This is a genomic window from Brenneria sp. L4-2C, from assembly GCF_040240335.1.
Classification (GTDB): Bacteria; Pseudomonadota; Gammaproteobacteria; order Enterobacterales; family Enterobacteriaceae; genus Brenneria.
The window spans coordinates 66,800-89,972 of record NZ_JBEIAC010000011.1; the positions used below are offsets into that span (position 1 = coordinate 66,800).

The 23,173-nt window shown below is 54.5% G+C and carries 19 protein-coding genes; 11 read left to right on the forward strand and 8 right to left on the reverse strand.

All coding sequences use genetic code 11. The features are described from left to right. Window positions 1-52 precede the first annotated feature (52 nt). The gene (gene murA, locus ABRZ26_RS16135; RefSeq protein ID WP_319605175.1) at window positions 53-1,315 is read left to right on the forward strand and encodes a UDP-N-acetylglucosamine 1-carboxyvinyltransferase; all 1,263 of its coding nucleotides are present in this window, start codon (window positions 53-55) and stop codon (window positions 1,313-1,315) included. Window positions 1,316-1,392: 77 nt separating this feature from the next. Here murA and degS read toward each other — a convergent pair whose 3' ends face one another. The 3 genes from degS to zapG all read right to left on the reverse strand — a co-directional run bounded on the left by degS (window position 1,393) and on the right by zapG (window position 4,618). Further along, the gene (gene degS / locus ABRZ26_RS16140; RefSeq protein ID WP_319605176.1) at window positions 1,393-2,487 is read right to left on the reverse strand and encodes an outer membrane-stress sensor serine endopeptidase DegS; all 1,095 of its coding nucleotides are present in this window, start codon (window positions 2,485-2,487) and stop codon (window positions 1,393-1,395) included. 149 nt (window positions 2,488-2,636) lie between these two features. Then, on the reverse strand, window positions 2,637-4,010 hold the full coding sequence (gene degQ / locus ABRZ26_RS16145; protein ID WP_319605177.1) for a serine endoprotease DegQ: 1,374 nt from the start codon (window positions 4,008-4,010) through the stop codon (window positions 2,637-2,639). A gap of 203 nt (window positions 4,011-4,213) precedes the next feature. Next, a complete protein-coding gene (gene zapG, locus ABRZ26_RS16150; protein ID WP_319605178.1) occupies window positions 4,214-4,618 on the reverse strand; it encodes a Z-ring associated protein ZapG in 405 nt (134 codons plus the stop codon). Between the two features lie 221 nt (window positions 4,619-4,839). Between zapG and zapE the strand changes: the two genes are divergently transcribed. The 6 genes from zapE (at window position 4,840) to ABRZ26_RS16180 (ending at window position 9,135) form a co-directional block, all read left to right on the forward strand. Beyond that, a complete protein-coding gene (gene zapE, locus ABRZ26_RS16155; RefSeq protein ID WP_319605179.1) occupies window positions 4,840-5,961 on the forward strand; it encodes a cell division protein ZapE in 1,122 nt (373 codons plus the stop codon). 236 nt (window positions 5,962-6,197) lie between these two features. Next, window positions 6,198-6,626 carry a 50S ribosomal protein L13 gene (rplM, locus tag ABRZ26_RS16160; RefSeq protein WP_319605180.1) on the forward strand — a complete coding sequence of 143 codons (429 nt, stop codon included), beginning with the start codon at window positions 6,198-6,200 and terminating at the stop codon, window positions 6,624-6,626. A gap of 15 nt (window positions 6,627-6,641) precedes the next feature. Next, entirely contained in the window at window positions 6,642-7,034 is a 393-nt protein-coding gene (gene rpsI / locus ABRZ26_RS16165; RefSeq protein ID WP_048636503.1) for a 30S ribosomal protein S9, read from the forward strand. Window positions 7,035-7,469: 435 nt separating this feature from the next. Beyond that, complete coding sequence (gene sspA, locus ABRZ26_RS16170) at window positions 7,470-8,111, forward strand: stringent starvation protein SspA (protein ID WP_319605181.1); 642 nt, start codon at window positions 7,470-7,472, stop codon at window positions 8,109-8,111. Window positions 8,112-8,116: 5 nt separating this feature from the next. Further along, window positions 8,117-8,617, forward strand: coding sequence for a ClpXP protease specificity-enhancing factor (gene sspB, locus ABRZ26_RS16175; RefSeq protein WP_319605182.1), 501 nt, complete (start codon window positions 8,117-8,119; stop codon window positions 8,615-8,617). Between the two features lie 110 nt (window positions 8,618-8,727). Then, window positions 8,728-9,135: a GFA family protein gene (locus ABRZ26_RS16180; RefSeq protein WP_319605183.1), complete on the forward strand. Its 408-nt coding sequence runs from the start codon at window positions 8,728-8,730 to the stop codon at window positions 9,133-9,135. Window positions 9,136-9,207: 72 nt separating this feature from the next. On the opposite strand, the gene ABRZ26_RS16185 is transcribed toward ABRZ26_RS16180, so the two are convergent. The 3 genes from ABRZ26_RS16185 to gltB form a co-directional block, all read right to left on the reverse strand. Next, the gene (locus tag ABRZ26_RS16185) at window positions 9,208-9,981 is read right to left on the reverse strand and encodes a (S)-acetoin forming diacetyl reductase (RefSeq protein WP_319605184.1); all 774 of its coding nucleotides are present in this window, start codon (window positions 9,979-9,981) and stop codon (window positions 9,208-9,210) included. Window positions 9,982-10,157: 176 nt separating this feature from the next. Further along, window positions 10,158-11,576 carry a glutamate synthase small subunit gene (locus ABRZ26_RS16190; protein WP_319605185.1) on the reverse strand — a complete coding sequence of 473 codons (1,419 nt, stop codon included), beginning with the start codon at window positions 11,574-11,576 and terminating at the stop codon, window positions 10,158-10,160. Window positions 11,577-11,585: 9 nt separating this feature from the next. Next, window positions 11,586-16,046 carry a glutamate synthase large subunit gene (gene gltB, locus ABRZ26_RS16195; protein ID WP_319605186.1) on the reverse strand — a complete coding sequence of 1,487 codons (4,461 nt, stop codon included), beginning with the start codon at window positions 16,044-16,046 and terminating at the stop codon, window positions 11,586-11,588. A 654-nt stretch (window positions 16,047-16,700) separates the two neighbouring features. Between gltB and mnmL the strand changes: the two genes are divergently transcribed. The 4 genes from mnmL (at window position 16,701) to mtgA (ending at window position 21,786) form a co-directional block, all read left to right on the forward strand. After that, window positions 16,701-17,630: a tRNA modification radical SAM protein MnmL/YtqA gene (mnmL, locus tag ABRZ26_RS16200; protein WP_319605187.1), complete on the forward strand. Its 930-nt coding sequence runs from the start codon at window positions 16,701-16,703 to the stop codon at window positions 17,628-17,630. Between the two features lie 125 nt (window positions 17,631-17,755). Next, window positions 17,756-20,110, forward strand: a complete 2,355-nt coding sequence (gene arcB, locus ABRZ26_RS16205) for an aerobic respiration two-component sensor histidine kinase ArcB (RefSeq protein ID WP_319605188.1) — start codon at window positions 17,756-17,758, stop codon at window positions 20,108-20,110. 291 nt (window positions 20,111-20,401) lie between these two features. Further along, a complete protein-coding gene (elbB, locus tag ABRZ26_RS16210) occupies window positions 20,402-21,055 on the forward strand; it encodes an isoprenoid biosynthesis glyoxalase ElbB (RefSeq protein WP_319605189.1) in 654 nt (217 codons plus the stop codon). Continuing rightward, on the forward strand, window positions 21,052-21,786 hold the full coding sequence (gene mtgA, locus ABRZ26_RS16215; RefSeq protein WP_319605190.1) for a monofunctional biosynthetic peptidoglycan transglycosylase: 735 nt from the start codon (window positions 21,052-21,054) through the stop codon (window positions 21,784-21,786). Before elbB ends, mtgA begins: the two co-directional genes overlap by 4 nt. Window positions 21,787-21,949: 163 nt before the next feature. Here the strand turns inward: mtgA and dolP are convergent, their stop codons facing one another. Both dolP and diaA read right to left on the reverse strand, forming a co-directional pair. Further along, on the reverse strand, window positions 21,950-22,525 hold the full coding sequence (gene dolP / locus ABRZ26_RS16220; RefSeq protein WP_319605191.1) for a division/outer membrane stress-associated lipid-binding lipoprotein: 576 nt from the start codon (window positions 22,523-22,525) through the stop codon (window positions 21,950-21,952). Between the two features lie 10 nt (window positions 22,526-22,535). After that, window positions 22,536-23,126, reverse strand: coding sequence for a DnaA initiator-associating protein DiaA (gene diaA / locus ABRZ26_RS16225; RefSeq protein ID WP_319605192.1), 591 nt, complete (start codon window positions 23,124-23,126; stop codon window positions 22,536-22,538). Between the last annotated feature and the right edge of the window lie 47 nt (window positions 23,127-23,173).

Consider the following 23,173-nt stretch of genomic DNA (forward strand, 5'->3'; position numbering starts at 1 on the left):
GCCAGTGGCTTGTGATGCAATATTGAATTTAGAACACTGAGAAACAGCCGCTATGGATAAATTTCGTGTGCAGGGGCCAACCCGGCTTACTGGTGAAGTCACCATTTCCGGAGCCAAGAACGCTGCTCTGCCCATCCTGTTTGCCGCCTTGCTCGCGGAAGAGCCGGTGGAGATCCAGAATGTACCAAAGCTGAGAGACATTGATACGACAATGAAACTGCTCAGCCAACTGGGCGCGCGTGTTGAACGTAATGGTTCGGTACATGTCGACGCCGGCAAGGTTAATGTATTCTGCGCGCCCTATGATTTGGTAAAAACCATGCGCGCATCCATTTGGGCGTTGGGACCGTTGGTGGCGCGTTTTGGTCAGGGGCAGGTGTCATTACCGGGCGGATGCGCCATCGGCGCGCGTCCGGTTGATTTGCATATCAACGGCCTTGAGCAGTTGGGCGCCGAGATTGTGCTGGAAGAAGGCTATGTCAAGGCCTCGGTGAACGGTCGTCTGCAAGGGGCGCACATCGTCATGGATAAGGTCAGCGTGGGCGCCACGGTGACGATTATGAGCGCGGCCACGCTGGCCGAAGGCACCACCGTGATTGAAAATGCGGCGCGCGAGCCGGAAATCGTCGATACGGCAAATTTCCTGAATACGCTGGGCGCCAAAATCAGCGGCGCGGGTTCGGATAAAATCATCATTGAAGGCGTCGCGCGTTTGGGCGGCGGCGTATACCGCGTTTTGCCCGACCGTATCGAAACCGGAACCTTTCTGGTCGCGGCGGCGATTTCCGGCGGTAAGGTGATCTGCCGGCATACTCGTCCCGACACCCTGGATGCGGTGCTGGCGAAACTGCGTGAAGCGGGGGCGGATATTGAAACCGGCGAGGACTGGATCAGCCTTGATATGCACGGTCAGCGTCCGAAAGGCGTGACGATCCGCACCGCGCCTCATCCCGGTTTCCCGACGGATATGCAGGCGCAGTTCAGCCTGCTGAATCTGGTTGCCGAAGGAACCGGCGTAATCACCGAGACGATTTTTGAAAACCGTTTTATGCATGTGCCGGAGCTGATCCGCATGGGCGCGCAGGCTGAAATCGAGAGCAACACGGTGATTTGCCACGGCGTGGAAAAACTGTCCGGCGCGCAGGTGATGGCGACGGATTTACGCGCCTCCGCGAGCCTGGTGCTGGCCGGCTGTATCGCCGACGGCGTGACGGTGGTCGATCGTATTTATCATATCGATCGCGGCTACGAGCGTATCGAAGATAAGTTACGCGCGTTGGGCGCCAATATCGAACGCGTCAAAGAAAGCGACTAGCCAATGAAAGCGGACCGGGCGGCTTATCGCTACCCGGTTTTTTTCTGATTATCTGTCTATCCACGCGGTAAACGCGGTTAATTGACCGGAAACTCCTGGATCGTCATATTCAACGTTATCGATTTCTTATCTCTCTCGATAGTCACCGGAATGACGGTACCCGGATGTAATTCCGCCACCTGATCCATGGTTTCAATAACCGAGCGGGTGGGTTTATTGTTGACGCTCAGCAGAATATCATTCACCTGGATACCCGCTTTATCCGCCGGGCCGCCCGGATCGATGGTTTTAACCAGGATGCCGGCAAACCGGCCCTGACCGATGCCTTTCCTGTCGATATTTTCCATTTGTATACCATTGACGCCCATATAACCGCGGATGACGCGGCCATCGCGGATAAGTTTGCCCATGACCTTGGTCGCCAGGGCGACGGGAATGGCGAAGCTGATCCCTTCCGGCGTTTCTCCGTCGCTGCTTTTATCAAAAGATAAGGTGTTGATGCCGACCAGTTCGCCCAGCGTATTAACCAGGGCGCCGCCAGAGTTGCCGCGGTTGATCGATGCATCGGTTTGCAGCAGGTTTTGCCGACCATTCTGGCGGTTATCCTCGCCGGCGCCGCTAAGCCCGACGCGGCCGGTGGCGCTGATAATGCCCTGCGTAATGGTTTGTCCCAGATTGTAGGGGTTGCCGATAGCCATCACTACATCCCCGATATGCGCCGTGCGGTCTGGATTAATCGGAATGACGGGCAGATTGACGCCGTCAATTTGCAGTACGGCGAGATCGGTCAGGCTGTCTGACCCCACCACCATCGCCTCAAAGAGTCGGCCGTCCTGAAGTGCGACCAGAATTTGTTGCGCGTTATTAATTACGTGCTTGTTGGTCAGAATGTAACCTTTTTCACTCATGATCACGCCGGAGCCAAGCGTCTGGACATTGAGTTCCTTTGACTGTTCCGGATTGGGGACGCGGTTATAAACATTGACCACGGCGGGCGCCGCCCGGCGCACGCCCTGATAATAGCTTAACGGCGCGCTCTCGGCGGCGTTGTCGTTATTATCGTTACTGGACTTAAACAAAGCCGAACCTGTTCGCAGTACCGGAAGCGCGAACAGCAGAAGGCCGGCGACGATCACTCCAATCAGTATGGAACGGGATAATTTAACAAGCATGGGCATGTTTTTACGATAAAAGAAATATGACGTGAGAATATCATGAGATGATTGGATGCCGCATGATGCAGTACCCGATTTTTTACTCCGGCGTCGGGCCGTTTAATCAACGCGCCCGACGCCGGTTGGGTTAAAAAGAGCTTTTGGGGTTAACGCAATAACAGATAAATCGTATCGTCGCCGCGCACGATGTTGAGCGCCAGCACGGAGGGTTTCGCTTCCAGAATCTTGCGTAATTGCGTGATGTTTTCTACGCGTTCACGGTTAACGCCGACGATGATATCGCCTTTCTGCAAGCCCAACTGAGCGGCCGGCGAATCTTTGACGACGTTATCGATCTGGATACCTTTGCCGCCATCTTTCAACTGACCGTTAGTCAACGATGCGCCCTGTAAAGCCGGGTACAGCGTTTCCGCACTGGTCGTGGTCGTGCTGCTGTTATCCAATACCACGCTGACTTCCAACGGCTTCCCATCGCGCAGCAAACCCACTTTTACGGTTTTACCGGGCGCGGTGGTGCCGATTTTGGCGCGCAATTCAGCAAAGCTGCCGATCGGTTTGCCATCCAGCGAGGTCAGAACATCGCCCGCCTTGATACCGGCTTTGGCGGCGGCGGACTGTGGCAGCACTTCACTGACAAAGGCGCCGCGCTGGACGTCAACCTTAAAGGCTTTCGCCATTTCGGACGTCATTTCGCTGCCGCGGATACCCAGTACGCCGCGCCTGACTTCACCAAACTCCACTAACTGCTGAGCCAGGTTTTGCGCCATATTGCTGGGGATGGCAAAGCCGATGCCGATATTCCCGCCGCCGGGCGCTAGAATGGCGGTGTTAATACCGATCAGTTCACCGTTCAGGTTAACTAATGCGCCGCCGGAGTTACCCCGGTTGATTGAGGCGTCCGTCTGGATAAAGTTTTCCAGCCCTTCCAGGTTTAGCCCGCTACGGCCAAGCGCCGAGATAATACCGGATGTCGCCGTTTGTCCAAGCCCGAAGGGGTTGCCCACGGCAACGGCGAAATCGCCGACGCGCAGACGATCGGAGTCCGCCATTTTAACTTCGACGAGGTTTTTGGCATCGACTAGCTGAATCAAGGCGATGTCGCTCTGCTCGTCGCGGCCGATCAGTTTTGCTTCGTATTCACGTCCGTCATTCAGCTGCACGCGGATCTTGTCGGCATTGTTAATGACGTGGTTGTTTGTCAGAACGTAGCCTTTCGCCGCATTGATAATGACGCCGGAGCCCAACCCGGCGAAGGGACGGGCGCTTTGCTTGTCTTGCGGGATGTTGGGACCAAAGAAGAATTTGAACTCTTCCGGTATGCGTTGGTTCTGCGTTCTGGTGCCTTCGATATGCACGCTGACCACGGCGGGTAACACTTTTTCCAGCATGGGGGCCAGACTGGGAAGCTGCTGCTGCCCTGGAACGACCGCAGGCAGCGCGGCGTGCGCCATCGGGAGCGATAACAGACTTAAGCTTATGCTCATTGCCAATGCATTAAATAATAAAGATTTTTTCTTCATTGCTGATCAACTCTCTCACAACCTGCGGATGAATAAAATGATGATATATAAACTTAAACCTATGGTGAAGAGTCAGACGGGCAATCAATGTGTAAAGTTCACTGATGTTTCGTCAGTAGATTGTAACTATAGACGAGGCGATGGATTTTTATGGCTGGCGACGTGAGGCCGGACATGCCTCACGCAGTAAATCACAGGCGGGTTTACTTGCGGACCGGCGGTTCGCCGCGCAGCAAACCGGATGCGCCATCGGAGTAATCACGCGGCGGCATATCCACCGGCGCCTGATCGTTATCCGCTTCCGCCTCGGTTAAGCGATATTTAAAGGGATTATCCTGACCGGGAACGTCCGGCAATAAGTTGTTGGAGCTTTTGGCCATATGCTGGTAAAGCTGACGGTAATCATGCGCCATGTTGTCCAACAGCTCCGCGCTGCGGGCGAAATGCCCGACCAGTTCCTGACGATACTCTTCCAGCTCCGCTTTGTTTTTTTCCAGTTCATGTTGCAATGCCTGCTGTTGCCGCATCTTCCGATTGCCAAAACGCATGGCGACAGCGCCAATGATAATACCGGCAATTAAACCAATCAGCGCATACTCCCAGGTCATAATCACTCCTATTTTGACTTCATTGTTCCGTAGGGTTTTTCACTTACATAATAGTCACTATAACCGCTAACCTTGTCTGAGTGGAATCCTGAAGCGTGATGAGTGAGAGGAATGTTGACTCATCTCTGGCATCAAGGTAGTTAACTGCTACGATTACGGCTCAAATCGACGGCAACGCGCGACAAAACGCCATTAAATTTTTTCTCAGGGACAGCGACATTATGCAGCAAACGACACCGTTAGCGCTTTATCAGCAGGCTCTGTCAGCCGGAGAGTATCAACCCGACGACGTACAGCATCAGACGATGGTGCAGTTGGACAAGGTCTATCGGGAGTTGTGCGCGCGTTCTGCCGGCGATACCGCCGGACGCCAGGGAAAATGGCGCGCGTGGCTGGGCATGGGCGAAAAGCGCCCCCCGGTTCCTGTGCAGGGCTTATACCTGTGGGGGGGCGTGGGGCGCGGCAAAACCTGGCTGATGGATCTGTTTTTTCACAGTTTGCCGACCGAGCGGAAATTACGCCTGCACTTCCACCGTTTTATGCTGCGGGTACATGAAGAACTGAACGGGCTTCAGGGGCAGGAAAATCCGTTGGAAAAAGTGGCCGATGGATTTAAAGCCGAAACGGACGTGCTGTGTTTTGACGAGTTTTTCGTTTCCGATATTACGGACGCCATGCTGCTGGCCGAGTTGTTGCGAGCCTTATTTAGCCGCGGCATCACGCTGGTGGCGACCTCTAATATTCCGCCGGACGATTTGTATCGTAACGGTTTGCAACGGGCGCGCTTTTTACCGGCGATCGCGTTGATTAAACAATATTGCGATGTGCGCAATGTCGATGGCGGCATTGATTACCGGTTGCGCACGCTGACGCAGGCGCATCTTTACCTGACGCCGCTGGACGAGAAAACCGAATCCGCAATGCGGCAGATGTTCACCCGGCTGTCGGGGCAGCAATGGGCGACGCCGGGGCCGACTCTTGAAATAAACCATCATCCGTTGCCAACCCTTGGCGCGAGCGAGGGCGTGCTGGCCGTCGATTTCGCCGCGTTGTGTGCGCAGGCGCGCAGCCAGAATGACTATATTGCGCTTTCCCGCCTTTACCACAGCGTATTGCTGCACAACGTGACGATCATGGGCGGCGCCGAGGAGAACACCGCGCGCCGCTTTTTGGCGCTGGTCGATGAGTTTTATGAACGGCGGATAAAACTGATTATTTCCGCGCAGGTTTCCATGTATGAAATTTACCAGGGCGAGCATCTGAAGTTCGAATACCAGCGTTGTTTATCGCGCTTACAGGAGATGCAGAGCGAGGAATATTTGCGCCAGCCGCATTTAGCCTAAGCGGGCGCGGCTTCCTGGTGGAAATTAAGAAGAAAAAAGGTCGATTTTTGATAGCGACTTCTCTATAATCTTGCGACCCCACGTTACAACGAAGTTTTTTTCCCAAAAACTTTATAGTGCCGGCAATGGCTATTCGAAGGGGTAGGTTTGCTGGACTTGATGGTCGTGTGAGCCTCAACTGTTTTTGAGCGTTTGGGTGTTCACCAACGTGTAACTAATTATTGGGTAAGCTTTTAATGAAAACTTTTACAGCTAAACCAGAAACCGTAAAACGCGACTGGTACGTTGTTGACGCGAGCGGTAAGACCTTAGGTCGCCTCGCAACTGAACTGGCTAGTCGCCTGCGCGGCAAGCATAAAGCGGAATATACTCCGCACGTTGATACCGGTGATTACATCATCGTTCTGAACGCAGACAAAGTTGCCGTAACCGGTAACAAGCGCGCAGACAAAATGTATTACCACCACACCGGCCACATCGGTGGTATCAAACAAGCGACCTTTGAAGAGATGATTGCCCGCCGTCCTGAGCGTGTGATTGAAATCGCGGTTAAAGGCATGCTGCCGAAGGGCCCGCTGGGTCGTGCAATGTTCCGTAAACTGAAAGTTTACGCGGGTACTGAGCACAATCACGCGGCACAGCAACCGCAAGTTCTGGACATTTAATCGGGATTATAGGCAATGGCTGAAAATCAATACTACGGCACTGGTCGCCGCAAAAGCTCCGCCGCTCGCGTATTTATCAAACCGGGCAGTGGTAACATCGTTATCAACCAGCGTAGTCTGGAACAGTACTTTGGTCGTGAAACTGCCCGCATGGTAGTTCGTCAACCGCTGGAACTGGTAGACATGGTTGAAAAACTGGATCTGTACATCACCGTTAAAGGTGGTGGTATCTCTGGTCAGGCTGGTGCGATCCGTCACGGTATCACCCGCGCTCTGATGGAGTATGATGAGTCCCTGCGTGGCGAACTGCGTAAAGCTGGTTTCGTTACCCGTGATGCTCGTCAGGTTGAACGTAAGAAAGTCGGCCTGCGTAAAGCACGTCGTCGTCCTCAGTTCTCCAAGCGTTAATTTCTTGCTGCAACTGCTGCGAAATCAATGCGAAAAACCCGGTGCTTGTCGCCGGGTTTTTTTATGCCGGTCTCTCCCTGAGCGCCATCTTGCGGATCGCAACCGGCGATGTTGAAAATTTATGGCGGCATGTTGCCTCTACCCTTCGGCCGAGGCGGAAATTGCCTGGCCGCAAAGATTATCTTCATCGAAAAAAAATAGTCTTTATTTTCTGTGTGTTAATGATGAAGTTACGCTACCGGCCCCACAGAACGAACAAAATCTGATAAACTGTTCGCCGATTTTATGCCTGTTTGCCAGCAAGTGGTTTTTTTCTAAAACGACTAATTTTGCCAAGTGGTTTTTTATCCCGAATGACAAAATGCAAGAGATGGGTTTGCAGGATAATAGCAGATCGGCTATTCGCCGTATTTTTCGATAAACTTGGAGGTTTTCATGGCTGTCGCTGCCAACAAACGTTCGGTAATGACGCTGTTTTCTGGTCCGTCCGACATTTTTAGCCATCAGGTCCGCATTGTCCTGGCGGAGAAAGGTGTGAGTGTCGAGATTGAGCAGGTAGACATGGATAATCTGCCGCAGGATCTTATTGACCTCAATCCTTATGGTTCAGTTCCGACCCTCGTCGACCGCGAACTGACGCTCTATGAATCACGCATTATCATGGAGTATCTGGATGAACGTTTCCCTCATCCGCCGCTGATGCCGGTTTACCCGGTTGCGCGCGGCAACAGTCGTCTGATGATGCACCGTATTGAGAATGACTGGTACTCTTTGCTGAGGAAAATCATGCGTGGCAGCGCACAGGAAGCCGACGCCGCTCGCAAACAACTGCGAGAAGAGCTGCTGGCGATTGCGCCGGTGTTCAACGAAGCGCCTTACTTCATGAGCGAAGAGTTCAGCCTGGTAGACTGTTATCTGGCTCCCCTGTTATGGCGTTTGCCGCAATTAGGGATTGAGTTAAGCGGTTCCGGCGCGAAAGAACTGAAAGGTTACATGACACGCGTATTCGAGCGTGATGCGTTCCTGGCTTCCCTGACGGAAGCTGAGCGTGAAATGCGTTTGCAAACCAGAGGTTAAACGACATGGCGTTGTCTCAACTGTCTCCGCGTCGTCCGTATTTATTGCGGGCTTTCTATGATTGGTTACTCGATAACCAGTTGACGCCTCACCTGGTGGTCGACGTGACTCTGCCGGGGGTTATGGTTCCGATGGAGTTTGCTCGTGACGGGCAGATAGTGCTGAATATCGCCCCCCGAGCCGTCGGCGGTCTTGAGTTAGCAGATGACAGCGTTCGTTTTAACGCCCGCTTTGGCGGCGTGCCGCGTCAGGTTTACGTACCGATGGCGGCAGTGCTGGCCATTTACGCTCGTGAAAATGGCGCAGGCACGATGTTTGAGCCAGAACCCGCGTATGAGTCGGCGGGAGAGTTTGACAATTTCCAGGATGAAACTGCCACATCCGGCACGGTGATGTCGATCGTCGATAATAATCCGCCAGTCGTGACGGATGAAGACGGTAATCCTGATGATGAACCTCCCGAGCCTCCCAAGGGGGGAAGACCCTCGTTGCGGGTCGTTAAATAGTTCATTCAAACAAGGGCACAGCGATTGTGCCCTTTCTACATCCTGAGTTGACGATCTACATTGTCAGATTATCATTGTTACCCTGATCTCTATATTCTGTAACGGAGGATATGATGAATAGGGGAACCTGCTTATGCGGCGGCGTGACGATTACGACCACGAAAGCGATTAAAGGGGTAACGGCCTGCCATTGCGGTATGTGCGAGAAGTGGAGCGGCGGGCCTTTTATGTCGGTGGATTGTCAGAATGATATATCGATAGAAGGTGAAGACAATATCACGTCATATCGCTCTTCAGAATGGGCTGAGCGGGCGTTTTGTAAGGTATGCGGCTCGCATCTGTTTTTTAGACTACTCTCGCCAGAGAACTATTTCGTGCCGGTTTCACTGTTTGACGACAATACCGAGAAAAAACTTGTCGCTCAGATCTATATCGACAAAAAACCCAACTATTATTCGTTTGCGGAGAAAACTCTGGAAATGACGGAGCAGGAGGTTGTGGATTTATACAACACCTGACGCTTCAGATAAGGCGCGGCGGGGAACAACCGGGCCTGCGGCCCGGCTACGCATCGATATGCGAGTCAGCGATTAGCTGAACACCATACCGCCATCGATCAGTAAGGATTGTCCCGTCATATAGTCAGAGTCAGGGCCGGCGAGATAAGACACGCAGGCGGCCACATCTTCCGGTTCGGAAAGACGGCCCAGCGCGATTTGCTTGGCAAATTCGCTAGTCGCATAACCTGCGGGCTTGCCCGCTTCTTCTGAAACGATGCGATCTCGTTCCCGCCACATCGGCGTATTCACTACCCCAGGGCAATAACCGTTTACGGTAATGCCATATTTCGCCACCTCGCGCGCGACGCTTTGCGTCAGGCCGCGAACGGCAAATTTACTCGCGCTGTAAACCGCCAGGTCAGGGTTGCCCAGATGGCCGGCCTGTGAACAGGCATTAACGATTTTTCCGCCGTGTTTGAGGGATTTAAAGGCTTCAATCGCGGCCTGCATCCCCCAGATAACGCCGTTGACGTTGATTTTATTAACGCGCTCAATGATTTCCGGCGGCGTCACTTCAAACTGCATATTGGGGGCGATACCGGCATTGTTGACGATGACATTGAAGTCGCCGAGCTGTTTCTTCGTTTCTTCTACTGCGGCAAAAACCGCATCGCGATCGGAAACATCAGCCTGAACAGCGATCGCTTTTCCGCCGGCTTGATTGATCTCTTCAGCCACTTTCTTCGCGGTATCGGCATTGTAATCCACGACGGAAACGGCAAAACCGTCTTTTGCCAGTCTCAGGGCGATAGCCTGACCAATCCCTTGTCCTGCGCCGGTTACCAGCGCTACTTTAGCTGTCATGTGATCTCCTTAAGATAAACTAAACTTATAGTTAATATCGATATAAAGCCATATAGCCATACTGGCTACTATGATAGCAGATGACAACTAGTTGATTATGATGATTAATGGCTATTAAGTGAGATAATGTAGCAGGATGTTACCTGAGCCGGAGAATCGGCTCAGGTAAGGGGAGGTTATACTTCCAGGTAGTTCATGATACCGTCGGCGGCTTTACGTCCTTCGGCAATGGCGGTCACCACCAGATCGGAACCCCGTACGGCATCGCCGCCGGCAAAGATTTTGGGATTACTGGTCTGGAAGGCGTTTTCAATGCTTTCCGGCGCGATAATGCGACCTTGCCCGTCCAGCTCCACGCCGTATTCCGCCAGCCAATCCATCTTATGCGGACGGAAACCGAATGCCATGACGATAGCGTCCGCTTCCAGCACATGCTCTGAACCTTCAACGATTTCAGGACGCCGGCGGCCGTTGACATCGGGCGCGCCCAGCGCGGTGCGCGCCATCCTGACGCCGCAAACCTGACCGGCGCCGTTGATTTCAATGCTCAATGGTTGCAGGTTGAATTTGAATTCCACCCCTTCCTCACGCGCGTTTTTCACTTCGCGTTTGGAGCCCGGCATGTTCGCTTCATCACGACGATAGGCGCAGGTAACGTGCGTCGCGCCCTGACGAATTGACGTCCGTACGCAGTCCATCGCGGTGTCGCCGCCGCCCAACACCACCACACGCTTGCCCTGCATGGAGATATAGGGTTCTTCAACCGATGCCTCAAAGCCCATCAATTGCTTGGTGTTGGCGATCAGGAAGGGCAGCGCGTCATAAACGCCGGACGCGTCTTCGTTTTCCAACCCGCCGCGCATGGATTGATACGTCCCCACGCCGAGGAATACGGAATCATATTCATCCAGCAGCTCTTTCATCTGCACATCTTTACCGACTTCGGTGTTCAGACGGAATTCAATGCCCATGCCGCTGAAAATCTCACGGCGCTTGACCATGACTTCTTTACCCAGCTTGAATGCCGGAATACCGAAGGTCAGCAGACCGCCGATCTCAGGGTGACGATCGAACACCACCGCCTGTACGCCGTTGCGCGCCAATACGTCGGCGCAGGCCAGTCCCGCCGGGCCGGCGCCGATAATCGCCACGCGTTTGCCGGTCGGCTGCACGTTGGAAACATCGGGCTTCCAGCCCATCTCCAATGCCTTGTCGTTGATATAGCGCTCAATGTTGCCGATGGTGACGGCGCCGAATTCGTCATTCAGCGTACAGGAGCCTTCGCACAGGCGATCCTGCGGACACACCCGGCCGCAGACTTCCGGCAGGCTGTTGGTCTGGTGCGATAGCTCGGCCGCTTCGATAATCCGGCCTTCATTGGCCAGCTTCAGCCAGTTGGGAATATAGTTATGGACCGGGCATTTCCACTCGCAATAGGGGTTGCCGCATGACAGGCAGCGGTCCGCCTGCGCCTTGGACTGACTTTCCGAGAACGGCTCGTAAATTTCAACAAATTCAATTTTACGAATTTTCAGCGGTTTTTTGGGCGGATCAACGCGCTGTAGGTCGATAAATTGATACACATTCTGACTCATGATGACCTCTTACTGCGCCAAAACCCGCAGCTCGGCTGCGGAACGACTACGGTGACCCAACAATGCCTTCACATCACTTGACTTCGGTTTCACCAGAGCAAATTTCGATGCCCATGCCGGCCAGTTAGCGAGGATCTCTTCTGCGCGTTGCGAACTGGTATGCTGCACATGCTCGGTAATCAGTCCGCGCAAATGTTCTTCATGAATAGCCAGCTGTTCTACATCCAGCACTTCCACCAGTTCAGGGTTGACACGCTTGCGGAATTCGCCGTCTTCGTCCAGCACGTAGGCGAAACCGCCGGTCATGCCCGCGCCAAAGTTGACGCCGGTGCGGCCCAGTACACACACGATACCGCCTGTCATGTACTCACAGCCGTTATCGCCGATACCTTCCACCACGGTGATGGCGCCGGAGTTACGTACGGCAAAACGTTCGCCCGCCCGGCCGGCGGCGAAGAGCTTGCCGCCGGTGGCGCCGTACAGGCAGGTGTTGCCGATAATGCTGGCTTCATGGCTGCGGAATGCCGAACCGACCGGCGGACGAATGGCGATACAGCCGCCCGCCATGCCTTTACCGACGTAGTCATTGGCATCGCCGGTCAGCGTCAGTTCAACGCCGCCCGCATTCCAGACGCCAAAGCTCTGTCCGGCGGTGCCGGAGAAGTAGACTTTAATCGGATCGCTTGCCAGCCCCTGGTCGCCGTGCCGTGCGGCGATTTCGCCGGACAAGGTCGCGCCGACCGAACGGTCGGTGTTGCGGATATCAAAGTAGAGCGCTTTGCTCTGTTTGGCTTCCACATGAGGCAGCGCCTGCGTCAGCAGCTCTTTGTTCAGCAGCCCCTTATCGAAGGGCGGATTGCTCTCGGTGCAGTACAGCGCTTTACCGGGCTGAGGCTGCGCGGTGTGCAGCAGCGGCGAGAGATCCAGTTTGTTCTGTTTGGCGGTGAAACCATCCAGTTCGACCAGCAGGTCGGTGCGGCCGATCAAATCCACCAGACGGCTTACGCCCAGTTCCGCCATCAGCGTACGGGTTTCGTGCGCGATAAAGCGGAAGTAGTTGGCGACCAGTTCCGGCAAACCGTGGTAGTGCTCGCGACGCAGCTTTTCGTCCTGGGTGGCGACGCCGGTCGCACAGTTGTTCAGGTGGCAGATGCGCAGGTATTTACAGCCGAGCGCGACCATCGGGCCGGTACCGAAGCCGAAACTTTCCGCGCCCAGTATCGCCGCCTTGATGATGTCCAGCCCGGTTTTCAGACCGCCATCCACCTGTAGACGGATTTTGTGGCGCAAACCGTTGGCGACCAGCGCCTGCTGCGTTTCCACCAGCCCCAATTCCCACGGGCAGCCGGCATACTTCACCGACGTTAGCGGACTGGCGCCGGTACCGCCGTCGTAACCGGCGATAGTAATCAGGTCGGCATAGGCTTTCGCCACGCCGGTGGCGATGGTGCCGACACCGGGTTCGGAAACCAGTTTTACCGAAATCATGGCTTTCGGATTGATCTGTTTCAGATCGAAAATCAACTGCGCCAGGTCTTCGATTGAATAAATATCATGGTGCGGCGGCGGTGAAATCAAGGTTACGCCCGGCACCGAGTAACGCAGTCTGGCAATGTACGGCGTGACCTTATCGCCAGGCAACTGTCCGCCTTCGCCGGGCTTGGCGCCTTGCGCCACTTTAATCTGAATGACGTCGGCGTTGACCAGATAGGCGGGGGTGACGCCAAAGCGGCCGGACGCGACCTGTTTGATACGGGAAACCTTGTTGGTGCGGTAACGCGCCGGATCTTCCCCGCCTTCCCCGGAGTTGGAGAAACCGCCCAGGCCGTTCATCGCTTCCGCCAGCGACTCATGCGCTTCCGGGCTGAGAGCGCCGATTGACATCGCCGCGGTATCAAAGCGTTTGAACATTTCTGTCGCGGGTTCGACATCATCGATGGAAATCGCGGCGCCTTCCTGTGGTTTCAACGCCAGCAGATCGCGCAGGGTGGCGGCCGGACGCTGATTAACCAGCTTGGCATAGTGTTCGTAATCGCCGTACTCGCCGCTCTTCACTGCGGCTTGCAAGGTGGTGACCACATCGGGGTTGTAGGCGTGGTACTCGCCGCCGTGTACGAATTTCAGCAGTCCGCCCTGATCCAGCGTTTTGCGCTTCAGCCAGGCGCGCTTGGACAGGTTCAGCAAATCCTGCTCGAAATCGCTGAAGTTGGCCCCGCCGATACGGCTGACCACCCCCTGGAAGCACTGGGTCGAGACATCCTGATGCAGGCCGACGGCTTCGAACAACCGGGAGCAACGGTAGGATGCGACGGTGGAGATGCCCATCTTGGACATGATCTTGTACAGCCCTTTGTTGATGCCGTTACGGTAGTTCAGCATCACCGCGCGATGCGGTTTTTCAATGGTGCGGTTATCCACCAGACGCGCCAGCGTTTCGTAGGCGAGATAAGGATAAATCGCCGTGGCGCCGAAGCCCAGCAGCACCGCGAAATGGTGCGGATCGCGCGCGCTGGCGGTTTCGACAATGAGGTTGGCGTCGCAGCGCAGGCTCTTCTCGACCAAACGGCGTTGAATGGCGCCGACGGCCATCGGCGCCGGCACCGGCAGGCGTTTTTCGCTAATGCCGCGGTCGGAAAGCACCAGCAGCACCGCGCCGTCGCGCACCTTATGTTCGGCGGCGTCGCACAGCGTATCAATGGTCTGTTGCAACGTTTGTTTTTCAGGCTCGAACGTCAGATCCAGCACATCCGCGCGATAGTGCTGTTGATCCTGAGAGATCAACTGCTTGAAATCGGAGTAGAGCAGGATCGGCGACTTAAAGCTCAGACGGTGCGCCTGACCTTCCGCTTCGCAGAAGACGTTCATTTCACGGCCGATACAGGTCGCCAGCGACATCACGTGCGCTTCGCGCAGCGGATCGATCGGCGGGTTGGTCACCTGGGCGAACTGCTGGCGGAAATAGTCATAAATAATGCGCGGACGGCTGGAAAGCACGGCAAACGGCGTGTCATCGCCCATGGAGCCGGTGGCTTCCTGGCCGTTTTCGCCCAGCACGCGCAGGATTTGATCCAGCTCTTCGGCGCTGTAGCCAAACTGCTTCTGATAGGTTTCCAGCAGAGTATCGTCGAATTCGCGGCTGCCGACCTGATCGTCCGGCAGATCTTCAAACGGCACCAGGCGCTGGACGTTTTTCTCCATCCACTCTTTATACGGGTGACGGCTTTTGAGGTCGTCATCGGTTTCGGCCGAGTGCAGAATGCGCCCATGGCGGGTGTCGATAACCATCAATTCACCCGGCCCGACGCGGCCTTTTTCCACCACTTCATCCGGTTGATAATCCCAGATGCCCACTTCGGAGGCGCAGGTGATCAGCTTATCTTTGGTGATGACGTAGCGCGCCGGGCGCAGACCGTTACGGTCCAGGTTACAGGCGGCGTAGCGCCCGTCGGACATCACGATGCCGGCAGGGCCGTCCCACGGCTCCATATGCATGGAGTTGAAGTCAAAGAAGGCGCGCAGTTCCGGATCCATATCCGGGTTGTTCTGCCAGGCCGGCGGCACCAGCAGACGCATGGCGCGGATAATATCCATCCCGCCGCTGAGGAACAGTTCCAGCATGTTATCCAGCGAACTGGAGTCAGAGCCGGTTTCGTTGACGAACGGGGAGGCATCTTGCAGGTCGGGGATCAACGGGGTTTTGAATTTATAAGCACGGGCGCGCGCCCATTGGCGGTTGCCGGCAATGGTGTTGATCTCGCCGTTGTGCGCCAGATAGCGGAACGGCTGCGCCAGCGGCCAGCGCGGCACGGTGTTGGTCGAGAAACGCTGATGGAACAGACAGATGGCGGATTCCAGACGCAGGTCGGCCAGGTCGAGATAGAAGCGCGGCAGATCCGCCGGCATGCACAGGCCTTTATAGATCGTCACCAGATTGGAGAAGCTGCAAACGTAGAACTCTTTGTCCTGAATCCGTTTTTCGATGCGGCGACGCGCCATGAACAGACGGCGTTCCATATCGCTTTGCAGCCAGCCGGCCGGCGCATTGACGAAGATTTGTTCTATACGCGGCAGTGAGGAAAGCGCGATTTCACCCAATACGTCAGGATTGGTCGGCACTTCACGCCAGCCAAGGACGGAAAGCGTTTCGTTTTGCAGCTCTTCTTCGACAATTCGGCGGGCGGCCTGGGCCAGCTCTTCATCCTGATTGAGAAACATCATGCCGACGGCGTAATTTTTGGCTAAGCGCCAGCCACGCTCTTCCGCCACCATCCGGAAGAAACGATCGGGTTTTTGCAGCAATAAGCCGCAGCCGTCGCCGGTCTTGCCGTCAGCAAGGATCGCGCCACGGTGCTGCATGCGGGCAAGTGCGTGAATCGCGGTACGCACTACCTTGTGGCTCGGCTCGCCTTCTATATGGGCGATTAAGCCAAAGCCACAGTTGTCTCTCTCTTGAGATGCATCGTACAACATAATAGTGAACCTCCCCGGGCTCTGTATGACTCTCGTAACCTACCGCAAGAAGGCGCTGTGGCGTCGAGCTGCGTATGCCTGCCGCTCTCTTTCTTTGGCCTCTCGTGACGGTCTCACAAGTGATGAATGACTTGTTTTAGAGGGAGTCTTCATTTACTGCATAAATATGACGAGTCGATGACTCATCGGGAAAGCTTCCAGCGGATCCCCAAATTAGCGAGAAAGCCTGTTCAGGTCAAATACCCGTGCAAAATAGGTTATTAAGGAATAATTTTTAGTTATATCTATGAAAGATAATGATTTTTTTAGTTAAAATCTGCCGGTGGGGGATTGTCGGATTTGCCAGGACTGTGAGCTGTATCACTATACATATATCATAATATCTCCCCGACATGCTGCAATATTTCTGCTTTTTGGAATCTTATACTGCTTTGATTAAGTATTATAACTTATGCCACTGTTTTTCATTTTCGCGTCATCTTCTAATGAATCCCGGTGGGAAGATTAGAAAAATTAATCAAGGAAAATATGCGTTTATTTGCATTAAAACCGAATAATAATTCACTTTGTTCTAAGAAAGGGGATTGATCGGCGTCATCGCGACAAAGGAGGCGAAGGAGTAGGCTGCTCTTCCTAAAGAGGGCTAATCAGAATATGCAATTACAAAAATTAATCAACATGTTTGGTGGAAATCTTCAACGTCGCTATGGACAGAAGATCCACAAACTCACGCTGCATGGCGGTTTTAGCTGCCCGAACCGGGACGGCACGCTGGGACGGGGAGGCTGTACGTTTTGTAATGTCGCGTCGTTCGCCGATGAACAGATGCAGCAGAGCAGTATTGCGCAGCAGCTGGCCGCCCAGGCCGGGAAAGTAAACCGGGCGAGCCGCTATCTGGCCTATTTCCAGGCCTATACCAATACCTACGCCGAAGTGAATGTCTTGCAAAGCATGTATCAGGCGGCGCTGGATCAGGCGGATATGGTGGGGCTGTGCGTCGGCACCCGGCCTGACTGCGTGCCGGACGCCGTACTGGATTTATTGTCCGGCTATCATGAACGCGGGTATGAGGTCTGGCTGGAGCTGGGGTTACAGAGCGCCAGCGACAAAACGCTGCACCGGATAAACCGCGGTCATGATTTTGCCTGTTACCAACAGACGGTTCGGCGCGCCCGCGAGCGTGGTCTGAAGGTTTGCTGTCATCTTATCGTCGGTTTGCCGGGAGAGGATGCGCAGTGCTGTTTCTCCACGCTCGATCGGGTGGTTGAAACCGGCGTGGAGGGCATCAAGCTTCATCCGCTGCACATTGTCGACGGCAGCATTATGGCGAAAGCCTGGCGTGCGGGCCGCTTGTCCGCGCTGTCGTTGCAAGAGTATGTGTCGACCGCCGGCGAGATGATCCGCCGTACGCCGCCGGAAATTATCTATCACCGCATTTCCGCCAGCGCCAGACGCCCGACCCTGCTGGCGCCGCTCTGGTGCGAAAATCGCTGGACCGGCATGGTGGAGCTGGACCGTTATCTACAGCAGTTCGGCGTTCAGGGTTCGGCGCTGGGTACGCCTTATCAGTACCAACCCATCTAGCGCCGTCGGGCGCGCAGGATAAAACGCAAATTCACCCGGCGGCGGGCGAACTATATGTGGCGCCGCTACCGCATGCGTCGCCATTTTACGATATGATTCGGTGGTTCGCGTTTAAGGAAACCACTATGAAGCAAATCCGCCTGTTAGCTCAGTACTACGTTGATTTAATGGTAAAACTGGGACTCGTTCGTTTTTCACTGCTGCTGGCTTCGGTGCTGGTGTTGCTGGCGATGGTGGTGCAGATGGCCGTCACCCTGCTGCTCAGCGGGAAAGTGGAAAATATTGACGTCGTGCGCTCGGTCTTTTTCGGCTTGTTGATTACCCCGTGGGCCGTCTATTTCCTTTCCGTTGTGGTGGAGCAGCTCGAAGAGTCGCGTCAGCGTTTGTCGAAGCTGGTGGAGAAGCTGGAAGAGATGCGTCATCGCGATCTTGAATTGAACGAACAGCTTCAGGAGAACATCGCTCAGCTTAATCAGGAAATCGCCGATCGCATCAAATCGGAAGAGGCGCGTTTGCACGTGGTGAGCAAGCTGAAAGAAGAAATGTCCCGCCGTGAACAGGCGCAGATTGAGCTGGAGCAACAGTCCGCGTTATTACGATCCTTCCTCGACGCCTCGCCGGACCTGGTTTATTACCGCAATGAAGAAAAAGAGTTTTCCGGCTGCAACCGCGCGATGGAGTTGCTGGTGGGTAAAAGTCAGAAACAGCTGATCGGCCTGACGCCGCAGGACGTTTATCCGCAGGATATCGCTGAAAAAGTGATGGAAACGGATGAGAAAGTGTTCCGCCACAACGTTTCGCTGACGTATGAACAATGGCTGGTGTATCCGGACGGGCGCAAAGCCTGTTTTGAGTTGCGCAAGGTGCCTTTTTACGATCGCACGGGCAAGCGGCACGGGTTGATGGGATTTGGGCGCGATATAACGGAACGTAAGCGTTACCAGGACGCGTTAGAGAACGCCAGCAGGGAGAAGACCACGTTTATCTCAACGATCAGCCACGAGCTGCGTACGCCGCTTAACGGCATTGTCGGACTAAGCCGTATTTTACTGGATACGCAGCTTGACGCGGAACAGCAAAAGTATCTGAAAACCATTCACGTCAGCGCGATTACGCTGGGCAATATCTTTAATGACGTGATTGAAATGGATAAACAAGAGCGTCGCAAGGTGCAACTGGATAACCAGCCGATAGATTTCACCGGTTTTCTGGCCGATCTGGAGAATTTGGGCGGTCTGCTGGCGCAGCCGAAAGGGCTGAAGTTAATCATGGAGTTGCACCAGCCGCTGCCGCAGAAAATTATTACCGACGGCACTCGCCTGCGGCAGATTTTGTGGAATCTGCTCAGCAACGCCGTGAAATTCACCCCGCAGGGAAAAATCGTGGTGCGCGTATGGCATGAGCAAGGCGACCGCCTGCGCTTCGACGTCGAGGATTCCGGCATGGGGATCCCGGCGGATGAGTTGGAAAAAATCTTTGCCATGTACTATCAGGTAAAAGACCAGAACGGCGGCAAACCGGCGACCGGCACCGGAATCGGTCTGTCGGTGTCAAAACGTCTGGCGCAAAACATGGGCGGAGATATCCACGTGACCAGCGTTCAGGGCAAAGGTTCTTGCTTTACCCTGACGGTTACCGCGCCGGGCATTGAAGACGAACTCGGCAATCCGGATGATGATGAAATGCCGCTGCCGGCGCTGCATGTGCTGCTGGTGGAGGATATCGAGCTGAATGTGGTGGTGGCGCGTTCGGTGCTGGAAAAACTGGGCAGCAGCGTGGAAGTGGCGATGACCGGGCAGGAAGCGCTGGATATGTTCGATCCCGATGAGTTCGATTTGGCGCTGCTGGATATTCAGCTACCGGATATGACCGGGTTGGACGTTGCCCGTGAAATCCGCAGGCGTTACGCCAACCGCCGATTGCCGCCGCTGGTCGCGTTAACGGCCAACGTATTGAAGGATAAAAAAGAGTACCTGAACGCCGGCATGGACGACGTGCTCAGTAAACCGCTGTCGGTGCCGGCGCTGACGACGGTCATTAAACAATATTGGGATCATCAGGTTAGGGATGACGATGCGCCCGTTGCCGAAAAAAACCGCGTCGCGGCAGCGGCTAACGAAGATCTGCTGGATATAGCGATGCTGGAACAGTATCTGGAGCTGGTCGGACCCAAATTGATTTACCAGGGCCTGGATATGTTTGAACAAATGATGCCGGGGTATCTGGCTATTCTTGATTCCAACATGACGGCGCGCGACCAGAAAGGGATTACCGAAGAAGGACACAAGATTAAAGGCGCGGCGGGATCGGTCGGGCTTCGTCATTTGCAGCAGGTGGCGCAACAGATACAAACGGATACGCTGCCGGCCTGGTGGGATAATGTCCAGGAATGGATTGACGAACTCAAGCACGACTGGCGTCATGATGTTCAGGTGCTGAGAGATTGGGTGGCGTGTAAAAACAGCGGGAAAGAGGGTTAACGGTCAGGGAAGCCAGGGATGGCGGTCATGAAAAAAAATGACCCCGACCGAAGCCGGGGTGCGCGAATTATGCGCCAACACCAGGGAAAACAGGCACCTGCATTTAGATATCAGGGTTTGTGGACTCGCAAGTGCGGATATTCATACCTTAATTATTCTACATCTTCATCAAGCAACAAAATAGCAAAAGCGGCAACGTTAGTTAGAAGAATCATTAAAATGTGTGATGTAGATTAGTGTTTGTCAATTAAAAAATCAATTAGTTGATGTAATGAAATGAGGGAAAAGATCATGAAAAGAGTCGGCATTGTTCTCAGCGGGTGCGGTGTTTATGATGGTTCGGAGATTCATGAAGCCGTGCTGACGCTGCTTGCATTGGATAGAGCCGGGGCTGAAGCGGTTTGCTTTGCGCCGGATAAGCCGCAGTCTGATGTGGTGAATCACCTGACCGGCGACGTAACCAATGAGAATCGCAACGTTTTAGTTGAATCGGCGCGGATCGCCAGAGGGAAAATCCAACCGCTTTCCGCCGCTGATGCGCAACAACTCGATGCGCTGATTGTTCCCGGCGGTTTCGGTTCAGCAAAAAATTTAAGCGACTTCGCCGCTCAGGGAGCGGCCTGCGACGTTGATGAAAACCTGGAAATACTTACTCGTGAAATTCATAAGCAAAATAAACCAATTGGTTTTATTTGCATCAGTCCCGCGCTGTTGCCGCGGTTATTGGGCGAGCCGGTAAGAATTACAATTGGTAATGATATTGATACTGCTGAAATCATTGAAAAAATGGGTGGTATTCACGTTGCTTGCCCGGTTGACGACATTGTGGTCGATGCGGAACGCAAAATTGTCACCACGCCCGCTTACATGTTGGCCAACTCAATCAGTGAGGCGGCAAAGGGCATTGATAAGCTGGTCGCCCGCGTACTGGACTTGATTGAATGAGATCGAACCGCCGCGGCAACGGCCTTCTGATGCGCGTCAAACGTTGGGTCGTGCGCTGCCTGCTGGCCGTATTGGGACTGTGGCTGGCCGGCATACTGCTGTTCTCTTTCTTGCCGGTGCCGTTTTCCGCGGTGATGGTCGACCGTCAGATAAGCGCCTGGTTGCGCGGCGATTTTTCCTATGTCGCCCGTTCCTCCTGGGTCGGCATGGATGAGATTGCCCCCTCGATGGCGCTGGCGGTCATCGCCGCCGAAGATCAGAAATTCCCCCAGCACTGGGGCTTTGATTTTGATGCGATTAATTCGGCGCTCAGGCATAACGAACGCAATACGCAACGGATCCGCGGCGCCTCGACGCTGTCTCAGCAAATGGTGAAGAATTTGTTTTTGTGGGATGGCCGCAGCTGGCTGCGTAAAGGTCTCGAAGCCGGCATCACTTCAGGGGTCGAATTGGTATGGAGCAAACGACGTATCCTGACGGTATATTTGAATGTCGCGGAGTTTGGACCCGGTACCTTTGGCGTGGAAGCCGCGGCGAGGCGTTATTTCAATAAATCCGCCCATAGATTGACCGCCAGCGAAGCGGCCTTGCTGGCGGCCGTATTGCCCAATCCGATCCGTTTTCGCGTCGATGCGCCGTCCGGGTATGTGATTCAGCGCCAGCAGTGGATTTTACGGCAGATGCGCCAGATCGGCGGTGAAGAGTTTTTGCGTTCCAATGGGCTGAACTGAATGGGCCGGCTCAACTGATGAAGCCAAGCCGGCCTTACGCCTGTTTACCGCGCTCAAGGCGAGTCGCGTCGCTCCCCGCGACCTGATCGACGGCTTACCCTGAATTCGGCGTGGAAACCGCTGATGTCGCCATCAGCGGTCAGATTGTCGACTAAACCGGCGCTTATTGCAGGTAAGTAAATGCGGTGGTGACGTGTTTCACGCCGCTGACCTTACTGGCGATTTCAGCCGCGGACGCGCCTTCGCGCTGGGTAACCAGACCTAACAGGAAGACTTCGCCGTTTTCGGTGGTCACTTTCACGTTGGACGATTTAACCGTATCGCTTGCCAGGATCTGGGAACGAACTTTGGTGGTGATCCAGGTATCCATTGAGGCCGTTCCCAGCGAAACCGGGTTGCCCTGACGTATTTCGTTATACACTTCGCTCGCGCCTTCCACGCCTAGCGCGATTTGTTTGGCGCGGTTTGACAGTTCGGTGGTGGGCGCTTGCCCGGTCAGCAGAACTTTCCCCTGATAAGCGGTAGCGACGATGCGGGCGTCTTTTTTCAATTGCTCATCTTTGCCGATGGCATTGGTCACCCGCAGTTCCAGGGTGCCGTCATCGACCTGGGTTCCCACCGTGCGGGGGTCGGTGGCGGTTTTGGTGGCAACCGCGGCACTGCCAACAACTACCGCGCCAACACAGCCTTGTAACAAGAGGGCGATAGACAGCACGGCAAATGCAGAACTTATCCTCATGTAGTGCTCCTTAATCGTTCTGGTGTGGGAAAAGTGTGTTATCAATTAAATCGCACAGACAGTTGACTGTCAGCATGTGCATTTCCTGAATACGGGCGCTACGGTGGGAAGGAATGCGAATTTCCACATCCTGTGGACCCAGTAGCCCGGCCAGTTCGCCGCCATCATAACCGGTCAGGGCGACAATGCTCATGTCCCGGGTGACCGCCGCTTCCACCGCTTTGACGATATCCCGACTGTTTCCGCGGGTGGATATCGCGAGTAATACGTCGCCGGTTTGTCCCAATGCGCGAACCTGCTTGGCGTAGATCTCTTCATGCAGTCGGTCGTTGGCAATCGCAGTTAAGACCACATTATCCGCATTAAGTGCAATCGCCGGCAAACTGGGGCGTTCCGCTTCAAAGCGATTAATCATGCTGGCGGCAAAATGCTGAGAATTGGCCGCTGACGTTCCGTTGCCGCAGCACAGAATCTTATTGCCGTTCAACAGGCACTGCACCAGTACGATAGCCGCACGAGAGATGGCATCCGGCAGGGCTTCCGCCGCCGCAATCTGCGTCTGAATACTCTCAGTAAAACAAACTTTTATTCTATCCAGCACGTTAATTTAACCTACTTTAATTAGAGTCCGTGAATTAAGCGCCCCCG